The 16,139-nt window shown below is 67.3% G+C and carries 16 protein-coding genes; 8 read left to right on the top strand and 8 right to left on the bottom strand.

Going from position 1 to position 16,139, the window contains the following annotated elements; all coding sequences use genetic code 11:
• The first annotated feature begins 65 nt into the window (after window positions 1-65).
• Window positions 66-2,636, top strand: coding sequence for a DUF6600 domain-containing protein (locus tag HWX09_RS04045; protein WP_027783899.1), 2,571 nt, complete (start codon window positions 66-68; stop codon window positions 2,634-2,636).
• A 100-nt stretch (window positions 2,637-2,736) separates the two neighbouring features.
• On the opposite strand, the gene HWX09_RS04050 is transcribed toward HWX09_RS04045, so the two are convergent.
• Together HWX09_RS04050 and HWX09_RS04055 are read right to left on the bottom strand one after the other, a co-directional pair.
• Window positions 2,737-3,708 (bottom strand): thymidylate synthase, encoded by a 972-nt coding sequence (locus tag HWX09_RS04050; RefSeq protein ID WP_027783898.1) that lies wholly within the window; start codon window positions 3,706-3,708, stop codon window positions 2,737-2,739.
• A 42-nt stretch (window positions 3,709-3,750) separates the two neighbouring features.
• Window positions 3,751-5,148, bottom strand: a complete 1,398-nt coding sequence (locus tag HWX09_RS04055; protein WP_027783897.1) for a sigma-54 dependent transcriptional regulator — start codon at window positions 5,146-5,148, stop codon at window positions 3,751-3,753.
• Window positions 5,149-5,652: 504 nt separating this feature from the next.
• Between HWX09_RS04055 and HWX09_RS04060 the strand changes: the two genes are divergently transcribed.
• The gene (locus HWX09_RS04060; RefSeq protein WP_027783896.1) at window positions 5,653-5,979 is read left to right on the top strand and encodes a hypothetical protein; all 327 of its coding nucleotides are present in this window, start codon (window positions 5,653-5,655) and stop codon (window positions 5,977-5,979) included.
• 288 nt (window positions 5,980-6,267) lie between these two features.
• Window positions 6,268-6,768, top strand: coding sequence for a dihydrofolate reductase (locus HWX09_RS04065; protein ID WP_027783895.1), 501 nt, complete (start codon window positions 6,268-6,270; stop codon window positions 6,766-6,768).
• A gap of 85 nt (window positions 6,769-6,853) precedes the next feature.
• On the opposite strand, the gene pmbA is transcribed toward HWX09_RS04065, so the two are convergent.
• Window positions 6,854-8,224, bottom strand: coding sequence for a metalloprotease PmbA (pmbA, locus tag HWX09_RS04070; RefSeq protein ID WP_027783894.1), 1,371 nt, complete (start codon window positions 8,222-8,224; stop codon window positions 6,854-6,856).
• 127 nt (window positions 8,225-8,351) lie between these two features.
• On the opposite strand from pmbA, the gene yjgA reads away from it, so the two are divergent.
• Entirely contained in the window at window positions 8,352-8,954 is a 603-nt protein-coding gene (gene yjgA / locus HWX09_RS04075; RefSeq protein WP_279610177.1) for a ribosome biogenesis factor YjgA, read from the top strand.
• Window positions 8,938-9,546 (top strand): molybdopterin adenylyltransferase, encoded by a 609-nt coding sequence (mog, locus tag HWX09_RS04080; RefSeq protein WP_080681382.1) that lies wholly within the window; start codon window positions 8,938-8,940, stop codon window positions 9,544-9,546. The genes yjgA and mog overlap by 17 nt, the downstream gene beginning before the upstream one ends.
• A gap of 34 nt (window positions 9,547-9,580) precedes the next feature.
• Here mog and orn read toward each other — a convergent pair whose 3' ends face one another.
• On the bottom strand, window positions 9,581-10,201 hold the full coding sequence (gene orn, locus HWX09_RS04085; RefSeq protein WP_027783891.1) for an oligoribonuclease: 621 nt from the start codon (window positions 10,199-10,201) through the stop codon (window positions 9,581-9,583).
• A gap of 125 nt (window positions 10,202-10,326) precedes the next feature.
• Here orn and HWX09_RS04090 point away from each other — a divergent pair, with 125 nt between their 5' ends.
• From HWX09_RS04090 to HWX09_RS04100, 3 genes are all read left to right on the top strand, one after another.
• The gene (locus HWX09_RS04090) at window positions 10,327-11,586 is read left to right on the top strand and encodes a M48 family metallopeptidase (protein WP_027783890.1); all 1,260 of its coding nucleotides are present in this window, start codon (window positions 10,327-10,329) and stop codon (window positions 11,584-11,586) included.
• The gene (gene rsgA / locus HWX09_RS04095; RefSeq protein WP_027783889.1) at window positions 11,583-12,524 is read left to right on the top strand and encodes a ribosome small subunit-dependent GTPase A; all 942 of its coding nucleotides are present in this window, start codon (window positions 11,583-11,585) and stop codon (window positions 12,522-12,524) included. The genes HWX09_RS04090 and rsgA overlap by 4 nt, the downstream gene beginning before the upstream one ends.
• Window positions 12,525-12,588: 64 nt before the next feature.
• The gene (locus HWX09_RS04100; RefSeq protein ID WP_027783888.1) at window positions 12,589-12,906 is read left to right on the top strand and encodes a hypothetical protein; all 318 of its coding nucleotides are present in this window, start codon (window positions 12,589-12,591) and stop codon (window positions 12,904-12,906) included.
• A gap of 78 nt (window positions 12,907-12,984) precedes the next feature.
• Here the strand turns inward: HWX09_RS04100 and HWX09_RS04105 are convergent, their stop codons facing one another.
• From HWX09_RS04105 to trmD, 4 genes are all read right to left on the bottom strand, one after another.
• Window positions 12,985-13,923 carry a CobD/CbiB family protein gene (locus HWX09_RS04105; protein ID WP_027783887.1) on the bottom strand — a complete coding sequence of 313 codons (939 nt, stop codon included), beginning with the start codon at window positions 13,921-13,923 and terminating at the stop codon, window positions 12,985-12,987.
• 120 nt (window positions 13,924-14,043) lie between these two features.
• On the bottom strand, window positions 14,044-14,730 hold the full coding sequence (locus tag HWX09_RS04110; RefSeq protein ID WP_027783886.1) for a CoA pyrophosphatase: 687 nt from the start codon (window positions 14,728-14,730) through the stop codon (window positions 14,044-14,046).
• Between the two features lie 87 nt (window positions 14,731-14,817).
• Window positions 14,818-15,210 carry a 50S ribosomal protein L19 gene (rplS, locus tag HWX09_RS04115; RefSeq protein WP_027783885.1) on the bottom strand — a complete coding sequence of 131 codons (393 nt, stop codon included), beginning with the start codon at window positions 15,208-15,210 and terminating at the stop codon, window positions 14,818-14,820.
• A gap of 133 nt (window positions 15,211-15,343) precedes the next feature.
• Window positions 15,344-16,138, bottom strand: coding sequence for a tRNA (guanosine(37)-N1)-methyltransferase TrmD (gene trmD, locus HWX09_RS04120; protein ID WP_027783884.1), 795 nt, complete (start codon window positions 16,136-16,138; stop codon window positions 15,344-15,346).
• Window position 16,139 lies beyond the last annotated feature (1 nt).

The raw sequence follows: 16,139 nt of genomic DNA on the forward strand, positions 1-16,139 counted from the left end.
CTTGAAACAGGCCAAGCGGATATTGTGAACTCGACGGCACGAATCGACGCGCCGCGATCACAACGATGACGCTCACCATGGCCACCCAGTTCACGCTCAAACGCGCCGCCCGCTACACGCTGCTCGCGTTCGTCGCGCTGGCGGCGCTGCCGCCCGCCTTCGCGCAATCGGCCGATGCGCCGCCGAATATGGCCGCGGCACGGCAACCGGGCGGCGATCCGCCCGGCCGCGTCGCGCGGCTCAACTACCTGTCGGGCGCCGTGACGACCGAACCGGCCGGCACCGATACCTGGTCGTACGCGGCGGTGAACCGGCCGCTGACGACCGGCGATCAGCTCTGGAACGATGCCGGCGCGCGCTCGGAACTGCACATCGGTTCGACCGCGGTGCGGCTCGGCGAATCGACGAGTCTGTCGGTGCTGAACCTCGACGACACGACGACGCAATTGAAGGTGGGGCTCGGCACCGTGTCGACGCACGTGCGCGACTTGCCGGCCGGAGGATCGTACGAAATCGACACGCCGAACCTCGCGCTCGGCATCGCCGGCCCCGGCGACTATCGCGTCGATGTCGCGCCGAACGGCGCGAGCACGACGGTGACGGTACGTAGCGGGAGCGCGACCGTCTACGGCAGCAACGGGCAGTATCCGCTGTCGCCGGGGCAGCAGGTGGTGTTCACCGGCACCGACCTGCAGGTCGCGCAGCAATCGGCCGCACCGGGCCCCGACGCGCTCGACCAGTGGGCCGCCAGCCGCGACGCGGCCGAAGCGCGCTCGGTGTCGGCCCGCTACGTGTCCCGCGACATTCCTGGCTACCAGGATCTCGACGCGAATGGCACGTGGCGCGAAACCCCGAATTACGGCGCGGTATGGGTGCCGAACGACACGCCGGCCGATTGGGCGCCGTATCACGACGGCCACTGGATCTGGCAGGCGCCGTGGGGCTGGACCTGGGTCGACGACGCGCCGTGGGGCTTCGCGCCGTATCACTACGGCCGCTGGGCGTACGTGGACGACAACTGGGCATGGGTACCCGGCCCGATGGTCGTCAGCCAGCCGCCCGCCTATGCGCCGGCACTCGTCGCGTTCGTGGGCGGCGGGGGCGGCGGCGGTTCCGACTGGAGCGTCGCGCTCACGGTAGGCGGCGTCGCCGCGGCCGGCTGCGCATGGTTCGCGCTTGGCCCGGGCGAACCGTGGCATCCGGGCTGGGGCGGCTGGAGCCCGCACTACTACGACCGCGTCAACCGCAACATCGTGGTGAACAACGTCAACGTGAACAAGACGGTGAACGTGACGAACATCACCAATATCACCAACATCAACAAGACGTACGTGAACTTCCGTGCGCCGCACGCGATCACGGCCGTGCCGGCCTCCGCGTTCGTGCACGGACAGCCGGTCGCGCACTTCTCGCAGCACGTCGATCCGCAGCAATGGCGCAACGCGCACGTCACGCCGGGCACGCCCGGCATCGCGCCGGTGCGCCAGAGCTTCACCGGCGGGCTGCGCAATGCCAGCTACCGTCCACCGGCGGCGATCGCGCAGCACCCGTACGTCGCGACGCGCAATCCGGCCGTGCCGCCCGCGTATCGCGATCAGGCCGCCGCCCACCTCGCGCAGCAAGGCGGGCGCGTACCGGGTGCCGGCGCGCCCGTCGTGAAGACGAACGTGCTGGCCGACTATACGGCTCGTCCGGTCCGCGTTCCGGGCAAGCCGCCGGGCAGCGGCGCATGGGCGATGCACAACGTGCAGCTCGTGAATCCGCACGGCCCCGTCGTGCAGCCGACTCGCGCGCCGCACGAAGGCCAGCCGGCCGGCGAGCAGGCCGCGCGGCCGGGCGCGCCGACGCCGGGCATGCCGAATGGCGCGCGGCCGCCGAACGGCGAAAACCCGAACGCACCGCGTTTGGCCAACGGCGGCACGCCGCCGGCACCCGGCAACCCGATGCCGCATCAGGCGTTCGCGCCCGGCAACGGCGTCCCGCATCCGCCGGGCGCGAACAACGTGCCGGCAGGGACCGCCGACGCGCACGCGGCCAACGCGCCGTCGCCCGCATGGATGCAGCCGCACACGCCGATGGCGCGTCAACGCCCCGATTCGCCCACCGCACTGCACGCGGCAGGAGAGAATGCGCTGCCACCCGTGCGCAGCGCCGCGGCGGCGCATCCGGACGGCGTGCCGGCACCGCAAGGCGTACAGCCCGGCGGCCGCAACGAAGCGCCGCGCGCGCTGCCGCAACCGCCGATCGGCAATACCGCGCAGATTCAGCAACCGCGTCCGCGCCCCGATTTCCAGGCGCCGGCCCGACATGCACAGCCGCAGCCGCAACCGGAACGGGCCGCCCCCGCGCCGCAACCGCGCCCTGACTTCGCTCAACCGGCGCCGCATCGCGAGGTCGCGCCGCCGCGCGTGAACGAGTACCGTCCGCCGGCGCCCGCGGTGCACGACATGCCGCGCCCGCAGCCACAGGCGCCGCATATTGAGCCGCGACCGCAGCCGGCGCCGCGCATGGAGCCGCGCCCGTCGATGCCCGCTCCCCGGATGGAACCACGGCCGCAGCCAGCCCCGCACGTCGAGGCGCCGCATCCGAGTAACCCGCCGCCGCAGGGCGGCCGCGAGGAACGGCATCGCCAGTAAGTGCAGCAAAGATGAAACAAAAAGGCTCGACCGGCCAATACCGGTCGAGCCTTTTTTGCGAGGTGCGGATCGATGAAACCGGCCGGCCCCGGCCGCGCGATCAGACCGCCATCGGCGCGGTCAGCGGCTCGTGGTGGCGGTAGCCGACGAGCGAGAAATCGGACGGCTCGACCAGCTCCAGCCATTCGGGCGCATAGACGCCCGTCTTCGCGTACTCGGGCACGCGCTCGGCAATCTCGAGCCGCGGGCTTTCGTACGGCTCGCGCGTGAGCTGCTGCTGCAGCATGTCGAGCTGGTTCTCGTAGATGTGGGCGTCGCCGATGAAATACGTGAACCAGCGCGGCGTGTAGCCCGTCAGCCGGCCGACGAGCGACAGCAGCGCTGCCCCTTCCGTCAGGTTGAACGGCGTGCCGAGGCCGACGTCGTTGCTGCGGATGTACAAGCACAGCGAGATCTCGCGCTTCGTCGCGTTCGGCAGGAACTGGTACAGCAGATGGCACGCGGGCAGCGCGATCTGGTCGAGCACGGCCGGATTCCACGCGTGAAACAGGATGCGGCGATCGGACGGGTTTTCCATGATCGTGTCCAGGCACTGGCGCAGCTGGTCGATCGCCTTGTACAGCAGCACCTTCGGCGCGCCGTCTTCGTCGAAACGCGTGACGATCCGGAAGCCGCGGCGCGTCGCATCGGCGATCTGCGCGTCGGCGCTCGCATCGAGCACCTTGTAGCCCGGCCACTGGCGCCATTGCACGCCGTACACGTCGCCGAGATCGTCGACGCCCTGGCGATACGGGTTCGCGAGCCATTGCGCGTTCTCGTTCGCGTTCGCATCCCACACCTTGCAGCCGAGCGCGCGGAAATCGGCCGCGCTGCGCGACGCGCGCAGAAAGCCGACCAGCTCGCCGATCGCGGACTTGAACGCGAGCTTCTTGGTCGTCACGGCCGGGAAGCCTTGCTGCAGGTCGAAGCGCAGCATCGCGCCCGGCATGCTGATGGTGCGGATCCCCGTGCGGTTCTCCTGCCAGGCGCCGGTATCGAGAATGGTACGAACGAGATCGAGATACTGTTTCATGCGGGTTCCTTCGGCCGCGAGGGGCGACCGTACCCGCCGATTTTAGCAAGCGTGGCGCGGAAGCTCCGGCAACGGCGCCGAAAACCCTGCCAGCGTGTCGCTGCGATCGCGCATGCCGTGCGCGCACATCAGCCGGTAGAGCGTGACGCGCGACACGCCGAGTTCGCGCGCGGCATCCGCAAAACGGCCGCGATGGCGCAGCAGCGCCTGCTCGATCGCTTGCCGTTCGGCCGCCTCGCGCGCCTCCAGCAGCGACACCGGCGCGAGCGCCGCATAGTCGTTCAGTTCGAGATCGGCCGCGGTGATCATCCGGCCTTCCGACATGACGATCGCGCGGCGCACGCGGTTGATCAGCTCGCGCACGTTGCCCGGCCACGAATAGCCGTACAGCGACGCGACCGCATCCGGGGAAAAGCCGCGCAGGCGACGATGCGCATCGCCCTTGAAGCGCTCGAGCATGTGGCGCGCGAGCACCTCGATGTCCTTGCCGCGCGCGCGCAGCGGCGGCTCCTCGATCTTCAGCACGCACAGCCGATGAAACAGGTCCTCGCGGAAGCGCCCTTCGCGCAGCGCCGCTTCCATGTCCACGTGCGTCGCGCAGATCACGCGTACGTCGACCGGCACCGACACGTGCGCGCCGAGCCGCTCGATCTTGCCTTCCTGCAGGAAGCGCAACAGGCTCGCCTGGCTTTCGAGCGGCAGATCGCCGATCTCGTCGAGAAACAGCGTGCCGCCGTTGGCGGCCTCGACGCGGCCGATCTTGCGCTGGTTCGCGCCGGTGAACGCGCCGCGTTCATAGCCGAACAGTTCGGCCTGCAGCAGCGTCGACGGTATCGCCCCGCAATTGATCGCGATGAACGGCGCCTGCGTGCGCGACGAACGCTCGTGAATCGCGACCGCCGTCAACTCCTTGCCCGTGCCCGACTCGCCGGAGATGAACACCGGTGCGTCGGTCGCCGCGACACGGCGGATCGTCTTGAAGAGCCCGAGCATCGCGTCGCAGGTGCCGACCATCTCGCCTTCGCTGCGCCCGGCGCCGACGGGCGGCGCAACGGGATCGGTCAGTGCGACCATGCCGTGCGCATGGCCGACGGTCTCGACGATCCGCGTCGTTTCGTACGGCATCGTCACGTAGTCGAAGCAATAGTCGCGAATCAGATGGCGCAGCGTCGCGTCCTGCAACTGGCCGCGCCGCGTCGCCGCGATCCAGCCGATGTGCTGGATGCTCAGGCAGGATTCGAGTTCGCGCAGGTCCGACGGCTTGAAGCCCGGCGAGAAATCGAGCAGGCCGGCGGTTGCCACGCCGTGCTGCACGACGCGCCGCACATCGCGCACCGTCTCGGCCAAATCGACGCGCCAGCCGCATTCGTCGAAATGGCCGCGCAACGCGTCGTTCGGTTCGCGCGAATAGTAGATCACGTGCCGCTGATCGGTTCCCATATGCTCACCCCGTTCATCAACCGTCTAACGATTGGCGCACACGTCAGATCGCGTGCAAAAGGATCGAATCGGGTCAGCCAGAGGTGGCTCGATTCGCCATGCCGATGCGCGGCAACGACACACAGCCTCGCATGATGGCGCTTATCTCGCGTCCAGTAATTTTGTGATCAAGACAACCTGGTTATAGGCACCGAATACGACAAACCCGTTTCAGTGCCGACGGCGATACGGCCGAATCGCCCACGAGGTCGATGCAGATCAATCATCTGCACATAGCACATGCGCAGGAAGGGTTTCGTCATCGACACACGCGCCGATTGTCATCCTTGAAGTGTGTCGATTGAATCAGCAGTATTCCCGAGCCCCATCGTTTCAGGCCTGAAACATTTTCAAGCGTTTTCGGTCACCATTCGCAACGCTCGAGCGCGAATCGCAATGGCGGCAACGGTCCCGGTACGGTGGCATGTATTTCGCTGAACACGTACACGATCGGAGACAGTCGCCATGCGAAAACCTCTTTTACTTTCTTTCGTGCCGATGATGCTCGTGCTCTCGGCGGCCGGCCCGCCTGCTCCGGCATGCGCGGACGAAGGCACGCAGGCGGCTCGCGCCATATTGCTCGCCGAAAACACGCCGGGCACGCAGCACGGCAACGGGTTCGGTATCGTGACCGTGTCGGCGCCGCAACCGCTGCCAGCCGCCAAAGCCTCCGTGACGCTGTGGGACGAGATCCCGTCGCCGCCCCAGTTGCCGATGCCGCTGCCGGCGCCGCAACCGGGCGACATCCGGCATGCGATGGAAGGCAACGTGCGAGGCAATACGCACCCCTGAGCATTCGCCGCTTCAATTCAATCAGGATGACGTATTGAACTGACGAGCCGGTCGAACGGGATGCCATCGAGCGGAACCGGTATCGCCGATCTCGCGACATAAAACGTTTTTGTGCTCCGTCCCCCGGCGGGCACGCTTTTTATTCGGACGGCCGTCGCGACGCGGGGCATCACGCGTCGCGACGCACGACGCCGGAAACGTCGATGCCCATGGGGCGGCCGGAATCCGGCGCACGCCGCCGTTCCGGTAAAATCGGCCCCATTCCGTTTTCCCTCTTCCCCGACCTTCATGACGACGTTGACCCTGATCGTCGCGCGTGCCCGCAACGGCATCATCGGCCGCGACAACCAGTTGCCCTGGAAACTTCCCGAGGATCTCGCGTTCTTCAAGCGCACGACGATGGGCGCGCCGATCGTGATGGGCCGCAAGACCCACGAATCGATCGGCCGGCCGCTGCCCGGCCGCCGCAATATCGTCGTCACGCGCGACGCCGCACGCCGTTTCGACGGCTGCGATACGGTCACGTCGCTCGCCGACGCACTGGCGCTCGCCGCGCGCGACGGGGCGCCGGAGGCATTCCTGATCGGCGGTGCGCAACTCTACGCGGAAGGTCTCACGCTCGCCGACAAGCTGGTCGTCACCGAGATCGACGCCGACTTCGACGGCGACGCCTCGTTCCCGGCGCCCGACGCCGCGCACTGGCAGGAGATCTCGCGCGATGCGCATCAGGCTGCCGCGCCGAACACGTTCGGCTATGCGTTCGTCGTCTACACACGCAAGCGCGGCTGACGTCTTCTTCCGCACGATGAAAAAAGCCCGACCGGCTCGCGCCGGTCGGGCTTTGCGTTTCCTGGCGGCCTGCGCCGCGTGCGGCTTACTGCCCTGCGATCGTCATCTGCTCGATCAGCACCGAGCCGGTTTCCTTCGTCCCGCGCACGATCGAATCCGCACCGATCGCGACGATATGGCGGAACATCTCCTGCAGCGTGCTGGCAACGGTGATTTCCTCGACCGGATACTGGATCACGCCGTTCTCCACCCAGAAACCGGCCGCGCCGCGCGAATAGTCGCCCGTCACGTAATTCACGCCCTGCCCCATCAGCTCGGTCAGCAGCAGGCCCGTGCCGAGCTTCTTCAGCATCGCGTCGAAGTCGTCGTCCGCCCGCGTGCTCGAGCTGCGCAGCGCGAGGTTGTGCGAACCGCCCGCGTTGCCGGTGGTTTGCGTGCCGAGCTTGCGTGCCGAATAGGTCGACAGGAAATAGCCTTCGACGACACCATCCTTCACGACGCTGCGCGCACGCGTGCGCACGCCCTCCTCGTCGAACGGCGCGCTGCCCATCGCACGCGGCACGTGCGGATCCTCGACGATCTGGATATGCGGCGCGAACACCGGCTTGCCGAGGCTGTCGACGAGGAACGACGTCTTGCGATACAGCGCGCCGCCGCTCACGGCCTGCACGAATGCGCCGAGCAGCCCGGCCGCGAGCGGCGCCTCGAACAGCACGGGCACCTTGCGCGTGTCGAGACGGCGCGCGCCCATCCGCGCGAGCGCACGTTCGGCCGCGTAACGGCCCACCGCTTCAGGCGCGGCGAGATCGATCGCGCTGCGCTTCGACGAATACCAGTCGTCGCGCTGCATGTGGCGGCCGCTGCCCGCGATCGGCGCGCATGCGATGTAGTGGCGCGAGTACGGATAGCCGGCAAGGAAGCCGCGCGACGTCGCGAGCACGAACTGCGAGTGCTGCGCCGACACGCTCGCGCCTTCCGAATTGCGAATTTGCGGGCTGACCGCAAACGCGGCGTCTTCCGCGCGGCGGGCCAGCTCGACGGCGTCGTCGGCCGTCAGCGCCCACGGGTGGTACAGATCGAGGTCGCGCGGGTCGGTTTCGAGCAGTTCGGCTTCGGCGAGGCCAGCCGCTTCGTCCTCGGCCGTGAAGCGTGCGATGTTGTAGGCGGCGGCGACGGTATCCTTGATCGCGGCCGGCGAGAAGTCCGATGTGCTCGCGTTGCCGCGCTTCTTGCCGATGAACACGGTGACGCCGACCATCTTGTCGCGGTTGTGCTCGATCGTTTCGACTTCGCCGCGGCGCACCGACACCGACAGGCCGTCGCCCTCGGAGATTTCGGTCGCGGCGTCCGTCGCGCCGAGCGCCTTCGCATGGCGAAGGATGTCCGATGCGATTTCTTTGAGCTGGTCCTGCGTGTGCGGGAAATAGCGCGCTTGTACGTCGAGATTGGCTGCCATCGTCTTGGTATCCGGTGGCGGGCGGGCGCCCGCATGGTCAAAATGTTGCGTATCCCGCGATCATAGCAAGGTCCGGGGCCGGGCACAGACAAGCTTGGGGTATCCGCGCCGCGATACAATGCGGCCCATGACACGCAAAACCCGAATCCAGCCGATCGAGCATGCCGTCGAAGCCGACGACAACGGCTACGATCGCCCCAGCAAATCCCAGTTGAAGCGCGAGATGCACGAGTTGCAGGTGCTCGGCCAGGCGCTCGTCGACCTGCCGAAAGACGCACTGAAGCGCATGCCGATGCCTGAAAGTCTCTCGGACGCCGTGCGCGAGGCGCGCCGGATCACCGATCACGAAGGCAAGCGCCGCCAGCTCCAGTACGTCGGCCGCGTGATGCGCACGCTGACCGACGACGAAACGGCCGCGCTGCGCACCGCGCTCGACGCGCAACGCGGCGTGAACAAGGCCGCGACGGCCCGCCTGCACTGGATCGAGCGCACGCGCGACCAGTTGCTCGCCAACGACGACGCGCTGACCGAATTCCTGCGCCAGCACCCGGACGCCGACATCCAGGAAGGCCGCACGCTGATCCGCAACGCGCGCAAGGAAGCCCAGCAAGGCAAGCCGCCGCGCTATTTCCGCGAGCTGTTCCAGTGGATCAAGACCGCGAGCGGCACGCCCGGCGGCGATGACGAAGCGGCCGACGACGCCGAAGACGACCATGACGACGAAGCGTAATCATCCGGACGAGCTCGTGGTCGGCCTCGTGTCGATCAGCGACCGCGCGAGTACGGGCGTCTACGAGGACAAGGGCATTCCGGCGCTCCAGGAATGGCTCGCCGGCGCACTCGTCTCGCCGTGGCGCGCCGAAACGCGCCTGATCCAGGACGACGCGCCGACGATTTCGGCCACGCTGGCCGAACTGGTCGACGTCGCCGGCTGCGACCTCGTGCTGACGACGGGCGGCACCGGTCCCGCACGCCGCGACGTGACGCCGGAAGCCACGCTGGCCGTGGCGACGAAGGAAATGCCGGGATTCGGCGAACAGATGCGGCAGATCAGCCTGAATTTCGTGCCGACCGCGATCCTTTCGCGGCAGGTCGCGGTGATCCGCGAAACGGCCGACCATGCGGCGCTGATCATCAACCTGCCCGGCCAGCCGAAGTCGATCCGCGAAACGCTGGAAGGGCTGCGCGATGCCGACGGCAAGTCGACCGTGCCCGGCATCTTCGCCGCGGTGCCCTACTGCATCGACCTGATCGGCGGCCCGTATATCGAGACCGACGCCGCGGTGGTGGCGGCGTTCCGGCCGAAAAGCGCCCGGCGCTGAACGTGGGTCGAGCGCCGCGCGCGTGCCGGTCCGCTCAGGCGGCCGGCACGGAATCGCCTGCCGGCGCCGATGCGGCCGGAATCAGGAAATGCTCGCGATAGTATTTCAGCTCGTCGATCGACTCGTGGATGTCGGCGAGCGCGGTGTGCATCGCCCGCTTCTGGAAACCCTTGTAGATGGCCGGCTGCCAGCGGCGGCACAGCTCCTTGAGCGTGCTGACGTCGAGATTGCGGTAGTGGAAGAACCGCTCGAATTCCGGCATCCAGCGCGCCATGAAGCGGCGGTCCTGGCAAATCGAGTTGCCGCACATCGGCGACTTGCCCGGCGACACGTACTGCGCGAGGAACGCCTGCAGTTGCGCGGCGGCTTGCGCCTCGGTCACGGTCGATGCGCGCACGCGCTCGATCAGCCCCGAGCGGCCGTGCGTCGACTTGTTCCAGTCGTCCATCTTCGCGAGCGTCTCGTCGCTCTGGTGAATCGCGAACACCGGGCCCTCGACGGCAACGTCGAGCGTGGAATTGGTCACGACGACCGCGATCTCGATGATGCGGTCGTTATCCGGGTCGAGGCCCGTCATCTCCATGTCGAGCCAGACGAGGTTCAACTCGTTGCGCACGAGCGCGGGCTGGCTGGCGGAAGCGGCGGTGTCGGTCATGATTCATCCTGGAAAATGGCGGACCGGGCGCGCCGATGCGGCGCTGCCCGGGCGGCCGGCATCGCATCAGCGGGGCCGGTCCGCAAGAACATATAATTCTCGCATAGAACCCTTTGGCGCCTTCGATGTCACCCTTTTCGTTCACCCTGCTGTTCGCGATCGCCGTACTCGCGATGGTCGTCACCAAGCTGTGGCTCGCGTCGCGGCAGATCCGCTTCGTCGCCGCGCACCGCAACGGCGTGCCCGCGCAATTCAGCGCCACCATCCCGCTGACCGCCCACCAGCGCGCGGCGGACTACACGGTCGAGCGCACCCGGCTGACGATGCTCGAGATCGTCGTCAGCGCGGCCGTGCTGGTCGGCCTCACGCTGCTCGGCGGCGTCGGCGCGCTCGACACGCTGCTGACCGGCTGGCTCGGCCGCGGCTACGGGCAGCAGGTCGCGCTGGTCGCCGCGGTGCTCGTGATCACGGGCGTGATCGACGTCCCGTTCGAGTATTACCGCCAGTTCGGGATCGAGCAGCGTTTCGGCTTCAACCGGATGACGAAGCGGCTGTTCTTCACCGACATGCTGAAGAATTCGCTGCTCGGCGCCGCGCTCGGCCTGCCGCTGCTGTTCGTCGTGCTGTGGCTGATGAACCAGGCCGGCAGCCTGTGGTGGCTGTGGGCCTGGATCGTGTGGGTCGCGTTCCAGATGCTCGTGCTGCTGATCTACCCGACCTTCATCGCGCCGCTCTTCAACAAGTTCGAGCCGCTGAAGGACGACGCGCTGCGCTCGCGCATCGAGTCGCTGATGAAGCGCTGCGGCTTCGCGGCGAAGGGCCTGTTCGTCATGGACGGCAGCCGCCGCTCGGCGCACGGCAACGCGTACTTCACGGGCTTCGGCGCGTCCAAGCGGATCGTGTTCTTCGACACGCTGCTCGCGCGCCTGTCCGGCCAGGAGATCGAAGCCGTGCTCGCGCACGAGCTCGGCCACTTCAAGCGCCGCCACGTGATGAAGCGGATGCTCGTGTCGTTCGTGCTGAGCCTCGTGCTGCTCGCGCTGCTCGGCTGGCTCGCCCAACGCACGTGGTTCTATACGGGGCTCGGCGTCACGCCGTCGCTCGACACCAGCAACGCGGGCGCCGCGCTCATCCTGTTCTTCCTCGCGATTCCGGTATTCCTGTTCTTCGCGACGCCGTTCAGCAGCCTCACGTCGCGCAAGCACGAATTCGAGGCCGACGCGTTCGCGGCCAGCCAGACCGACGCGCAGGATCTCGTCAGCGCGCTCGTGAAACTCTATGAAGACAACGCGTCGACGCTGACGCCCGACCCCGTCTACACGGCCTTCTACTACTCGCATCCGCCTGCGTCGCAGCGGATCGACCGCCTGCTGCAGCACGCATGAGCCGGCCGACCTCCCGCAAGCCGGCCCCGCGCGCATCGGGCGCGCAACGGGCCGAAGGCCGCGTGATCGCGGCGCACGGCCGCCACTACATCGTCGCCCCCGACGACGGCGGCCTGATGCTGCAATGCTTCCCGCGCGGCAAGAAGAGCGACATCGCGGTCGGCGACCGCGTCGCGTACGAATTCGCGTCGGCCGACCAGGGCGTGATCGTGGAGATCGGCGAACGGCGCAACCTGCTGTACCGCTCCGACCAGTTCAAGTCGAAGCTGTTCGCGGCGAACCTCGACCAGTTGCTGATCGTGCTCGCGACCGAGCCCTATTTCAGCGAGGATCTGCTCGGCCGTGCGCTGATCGCCGCCGAAGCGAACGAGCTGAAGCCGCTCGTCGTGCTGAACAAGATCGACGTGGAGGCCGCGCTGCCGGTCGCGCGCGAACGCCTCGCGCCGTACCGCGCGCTCGGCTACGAGGTGCTCGAGCTGTCGGTGAAAGGCGCGCCGGACGACGCGCGCGCGCAACTGATGCCGCACCTCGCCGGACATTCGACGATCCTGCTCGGCCAGTCGGGGATGGGCAAGTCGACGCTCGTGAACCTGCTCGTGCCCGACGCCGAAGCCGCGACCCGCGAGATTTCGGCCGCGCTCAACAGCGGCCGCCACACGACGACGTTCACGCGGCTGTACCCGCTGGAAGGCGGCGGTGCGCTGATCGATTCGCCGGGCTTCCAGGAATTCGGCCTCTACCATCTGACCGAAGGCCGCCTCGAGCGCGCGTTTCCGGAATTCCGGCCACTGCTAGCAGACTGCCGTTTCTATAATTGTCATCATCTGCACGAGCCGGGCTGCGCGATCCTCGAGGCCGTCGCCGACGGCCGCATCGCGCCGTCCCGGCACGCGCTGTACGCGCAGCTCGTGCACGAGGCGAGCCAGGTCGTCCGCTGATCGCGCGACGTGTGCGACGGCCGGCCGGCGTCAGGCAGGCCGGCCTTCATCGACAGGAGCGGCGATGCGTTTCAAGGCACCCGATCTCGCGACTGCGCAGCATTGGGCCAACGTGCTCCAGGTGGCCGGTATCGGTTGCGAGCTGCACAACTGCTACGCGACCGGTGCGCTCGGCGGCCTGCCCGCCGATGCATGCACGCCCGAACTGTGGCTCGAAGACGAACGCGACGACGCGCTCGCGCGCCGGCTCCTCGATGCCGCGTCGCACGGCCCGTCGGCCGGCGCGGCGCCCTGGCGCTGCCGGCAGTGCGGCGAAGCGCTCGAAGCGCAATTCACCGCCTGCTGGCAATGCGGCGCCGTGCGCGACCCGCGCGACGACTGAACGCACTGCGTCGACGCAGAAACGAAAAGGCCGGCAACAAGCCGGCCTTTTCGTTTCATCGGGCGCCGGGCTGGCGCGTCACGATACCCAGACCGCCAGCGTGAGCATCAACAGCAGGATCATCCACAGGATCACCGCTCGCCACACGAGGCCCACCGCCGACTGCAGCGTGCGCGGCGTGCAATCGTCACCGACCGTCAACGGACCGCTGTCGCCGACCGCCAGCGCATCGAGGCTCGATGGCTCCGCGAGCGGCCCGGCGAGACGCGCGCCGAGCGCCCCGCTGCCGGCGGCCAGCAGCACGCCGTCGTTCGGGTCGGGCCACTGGCGCGTATGGTTGCGCCACGCGTAGATCGCATCCTCGAAATTGCCGACGATCGCGAATCCGAGCGCCGTCAGCCGGGACGGAATCCAGTCGATCACGAAGAACGCGCGCTGCGCGAACGTCGAGAAGGCAGCCGTGCGGTCGTCGCCCGGCGTCGACCAGCTGCGCGCAAGGTATTCGGAAATCCGGTACAGCACCGCGCCAGCCGGGCCGACCGGCAGCACGTACCAGAAGAACACGCCGAAGACGTGACGATGCGATGCGACGACCGCGTGGATCAGCGTATGACGGACAATTTCGCCGACCGGCATGTCGACCGTGTCGATACCCGTCCACTCGTGCAGGATTTCGCGCGCGCGCGGCACGTCGTCGTTGTTGAGCGCGAGATGGATATCGGTGAAGTAGTGGCTGAACTGGCGGAAGCCGAGCGTGAAATACACGACGGCGACGTTCCACAGGAACGCGAGCACGAAGCTCACCTTGTACAGCAGGAAATAGATCAGCGCGACGATCAGCACCCACGGCAGCACGACCGCGAGCCAGGCGAGGAGCCCGTGCTTCTGCTTGCCGGCGTCGAGGCCATGTGCGACGGTTTCCGCATGAAACTGGAACAGTGCGAACACCGGATTGCTCGGCGACAACGCGCGGACCTGTTCGATGATGAGAGCGAGGAGAACCGAAAAGAAAGTCATGCGTGGCGCCGTCTTCGGAGTTATGTCATTTTTTGCATAACGATAGCACAGCGTCAGCCGCGCATGGCTGCCGGCGCGGTCGCCGGGCAGCCGGGCGGGCGCGCCGGCCGGCGCGCCCGCCTAGCCGGCAGCCAAGAAGCGATACAGATTGCGAAACATGGCGGCAGTTGCGCCCCAGATGAAGTAATGCCCGTCCGGTTTGTCATTCGGGTAGGGCATGGCAAAAAAACGACGCTCGCCGCCTTCCCAGCGGAACACGCGCACCTGATGGTTCGCGGGATTCATCACGAACGCGAGCGGCACCTCGAAGATCTCGGCGACTTCGAACGTGTCGGCCTGCACGGTGAACGGCGGATGCACGAGGCTGACCACCGGCGTCACGCAGAAACCCGTGCCGGTCAGATAGTCGGGCAGCGCACCGAGAATCTCGACGCGTTCGGCGGCGAGCCCGATCTCCTCCTTCGCCTCGCGCAACGCGGTGGCGGTCGCGTCGCGGTCGAACGGCTCACGACGACCGCCGGGAAAGCTGATCTGTCCGGCGTGGTCGTTCAGGTGATCGGCGCGCTGCGTCAGCAGTACGGTGAGGCCCGACTCGCGGACGACGAGCGGCACGAGGACGGCCGCGCTACGTGGATCGACGCCTTCCTGCAGCCTCGCCTCGCCGGGCTCGACGCTCCATTCGAGCGTGCGCGCGAACCGTTCGCGCAGGCCGGACGGCGTCATCAGCCGGGAATCGATGACCGGCAGGCCGGCACCGGTGCCTTCGACCGGCAATACTTCGGGATCGATGATGGGGCGGCGATTCAATGGGGCTCTCGGGTTCGTGTCGTATCGAGCATATTGTCGCGCCAGAATGAAAAAAGCACCCGGTCGGGTGCTTTTTCCTTACAGCTCTTACTCTTGGGAAGCTGCTGCGGCGCGATCCTTCGACACCAGCTTTTCCTTGATACGAGCCGACTTGCCCGAACGCTCGCGCAGGTAGTACAGCTTCGCACGACGCACATCACCGCGACGCTTCACGACGATGCTTGCCAGCAGCGGCGAGTACGTCTGGAACGTACGCTCGACGCCTTCGCCCGACGAGATCTTGCGGACGATGAAGTTCGAGTTCAGACCACGATTGCGAATCGCGATCACGACGCCTTCGTAAGCCTGAACGCGCTTGCGGGTACCTTCAACCACATTCACGTTCACGATCACCGTGTCGCCCGGGGCGAAATCGGGGATCGTCTTGCCGGCGAGCGCGCGCTCGATTTCTTCCTGCTCAAGTTTTGCGATCAGATTCATTACTGACTCCTTATGCCATCGTGTCGGCGTTTACACCCGCCTGCTTCCAGGCCCGGCCCCGATAGAGGATGGATTCACATCAGGCGCCGCACACGCATGTACGGCACCGCCAATTCCCGCTCGCGCAGCCGCCTCAGGAGGCGTCCTTCGCTTCGCGTGCGAGGTTCGCGAGCCACGCCTCGTCGGCGCGGCTCAACAACTTCTCGCGGCGCGCCCGGACGATCAGGTCCGGCCGCTTCCGCAACGTATTCCTCAATGCTTCCTGGCGCCGCCACCGCTCGATCTCGGCATGATGCCCGCCGAGCAGCACGTCCGGCACGCGCACGCCGTCGTATTCCTCGGGGCGCGTGTAGTGCGGACAATCGAGCAGGCCATCGGCGAAGCTGTCCTGCACGGCCGACAGCGAATCGTTCAGCACGCCGGGCAGCAACCGCACGACCGCATCCATCATCGCCATCGCCGGCAGTTCGCCGCCCGACAGCACGAAATCGCCGAGGCTGATTTCCTCGTCGACGCAACGGTCGAGCAGGCGCTGATCGATCGCTTCGTAACGACCGCACAGCACGACGACGCCGGGCTCCTGCGCCATGCGCACCGCACGATCATGCGTGAGCGGCGCGCCTTGCGGCGACATCATCACGACGCGCGTGCTCGCGATACCCTGCTCCGCCTGCGCCGCTTTCGCGGCGTCGATCGCAGCTTCGAGCGGCCTGGCCAGCATCACCATGCCCGGACCGCCGCCGTACGGACGATCGTCGACCGTGCGGTAGTTGTCCGTCGTGAAATCACGCGGGTTCCAGGTGCGCAGCCCGAAGCGCCCCTGCTTGACGGCCCGGCTGGTGATTCCCCAGTCGGTCAGTGCGCGGAACATCTCGGGAAAGAGCGTGACGACGTCGAACTGCACCGCGCTCTCGGTAACCTGGTTCATT

This window comes from Burkholderia sp. BCC1208, assembly GCF_902833095.1.
In the GTDB taxonomy this organism is placed as follows: domain Bacteria; phylum Pseudomonadota; class Gammaproteobacteria; order Burkholderiales; family Burkholderiaceae; genus Burkholderia.

Excerpts from the sequence above, each read along its gene's own strand:
- rsgA (WP_027783889.1), top strand. The coding sequence starts at position 11,583 with ATGAGCCGGCCGACCTCCCGCAAGCCGGCCCCGCGCGCATCGGGCGCG.
- HWX09_RS04105 (WP_027783887.1), bottom strand. The coding sequence starts at position 13,923 with ATGACTTTCTTTTCGGTTCTCCTCGCTCTCATCATCGAACAGGTCCGC.
- HWX09_RS04050 (WP_027783898.1), bottom strand. The coding sequence starts at position 3,708 with ATGAAACAGTATCTCGATCTCGTTCGTACCATTCTCGATACCGGCGCC.
- HWX09_RS04055 (WP_027783897.1), bottom strand. The coding sequence starts at position 5,148 with ATGGGAACCGATCAGCGGCACGTGATCTACTATTCGCGCGAACCGAAC.
- yjgA (WP_279610177.1), top strand. The coding sequence starts at position 8,352 with ATGACACGCAAAACCCGAATCCAGCCGATCGAGCATGCCGTCGAAGCC.
- rplS (WP_027783885.1), bottom strand. The coding sequence starts at position 15,210 with ATGAATCTGATCGCAAAACTTGAGCAGGAAGAAATCGAGCGCGCGCTC.
- HWX09_RS04045 (WP_027783899.1), top strand. The coding sequence starts at position 66 with ATGACGCTCACCATGGCCACCCAGTTCACGCTCAAACGCGCCGCCCGC.
- orn (WP_027783891.1), bottom strand. The coding sequence starts at position 10,201 with ATGACCGACACCGCCGCTTCCGCCAGCCAGCCCGCGCTCGTGCGCAAC.
- trmD (WP_027783884.1), bottom strand. The coding sequence starts at position 16,138 with ATGAACCAGGTTACCGAGAGCGCGGTGCAGTTCGACGTCGTCACGCTC.
- mog (WP_080681382.1), top strand. The coding sequence starts at position 8,938 with ATGACGACGAAGCGTAATCATCCGGACGAGCTCGTGGTCGGCCTCGTG.
- HWX09_RS04090 (WP_027783890.1), top strand. The coding sequence starts at position 10,327 with ATGTCACCCTTTTCGTTCACCCTGCTGTTCGCGATCGCCGTACTCGCG.
- HWX09_RS04065 (WP_027783895.1), top strand. The coding sequence starts at position 6,268 with ATGACGACGTTGACCCTGATCGTCGCGCGTGCCCGCAACGGCATCATC.
- HWX09_RS04060 (WP_027783896.1), top strand. The coding sequence starts at position 5,653 with ATGCGAAAACCTCTTTTACTTTCTTTCGTGCCGATGATGCTCGTGCTC.
- HWX09_RS04100 (WP_027783888.1), top strand. The coding sequence starts at position 12,589 with ATGCGTTTCAAGGCACCCGATCTCGCGACTGCGCAGCATTGGGCCAAC.
- pmbA (WP_027783894.1), bottom strand. The coding sequence starts at position 8,224 with ATGGCAGCCAATCTCGACGTACAAGCGCGCTATTTCCCGCACACGCAG.